The sequence below is a fragment of the Bradyrhizobium sp. 76 genome (assembly GCF_023073025.1).
In the GTDB taxonomy this organism is placed as follows: Bacteria; Pseudomonadota; Alphaproteobacteria; order Rhizobiales; family Xanthobacteraceae; genus Bradyrhizobium.
This window is the reverse complement of sequence record NZ_JADPIS010000147.1, coordinates 1-764: the sequence shown is the minus strand read 5'-3', so window position 1 is coordinate 764 and position 764 is coordinate 1. Positions and strand designations below refer to the sequence as shown.

At 65.1% G+C, this 764-nt stretch carries 1 protein-coding gene and 1 pseudogene; one reads left to right on the top strand and one right to left on the bottom strand.

What is annotated here, in order from left to right; genetic code table 11:
• The coding region (locus IVB48_RS35480) for a hypothetical protein (protein WP_247407600.1) at positions 1–358 on the bottom strand (358 nt) is incomplete at its 3' end.
• A gap of 44 nt (positions 359–402) precedes the next feature.
• Between IVB48_RS35480 and IVB48_RS35475 the strand changes: the two are divergent.
• A pseudogene (locus tag IVB48_RS35475) lies at positions 403–764 on the top strand (IS701 family transposase); the annotation flags it as partial.

Genomic DNA, 764 nt, shown 5'->3' with positions numbered 1-764 from the left:
GCACCATATCCCGCGCTACAGCTGCAGCCGCGCCTGGATGGACAATGGCGGCCCTCACTGCATCGCCTTCGGCGGATTGCGCGTCGATGATGCAATCGAAGAAGCACTGCTTGGCGTCGTTGGTCCGGGCGCTATCGCCGCTGCAACCGCGGCCGCCAAGGAAGCCGGGGAACGGCGGGATCAGGTGCGCGATGCTCTCAGTCGTGATCTCGAAGCGGCGCGCTATGCCGCCGACCGGGCTTTCCGGCAATACGATGCCGCTGACCCCGCGAACCGGCTGGTGGCGAGTGAGCTGGAAGCGCGCTGGAACAGGGCGCTCGCTCACGCGGCGGAGGTCGAGGGCAAGATCGCTATGCATGATGCGGCGCCGCCCGCTCCCATTGCTGATCCAGCTTCGCTCGGCTTGGGGTCAGCAGCGCTCATGTGTTTCGATCCTGGGCAAGCGACCGCCGGTCGCCGGTACGGCCGCGGACCTCGCCCGGACGCGGCGCCCGTCCGACTGGAAGCGCCTGTCGGCGGGAGCCGGAACCAAAGGACCGCGGCTGCATGACTGGTGTTATCTCGAATTGGCCGACCTCGAGGCCGAGCAGTTCAACAGCGCAAATGATGGTTTATGGACGCGCGGTCTACTGATCCGTCGTCGCATCGCCGATGATGACCTCGCCTTCTTCACCACCTGGTGCCCAGCGGGAACATCAATTGAAACGTTGGTCGCGGTCGAAGGCCATCGATGGGCGATCGAGGACAGCTTTGAAACCGCGAAA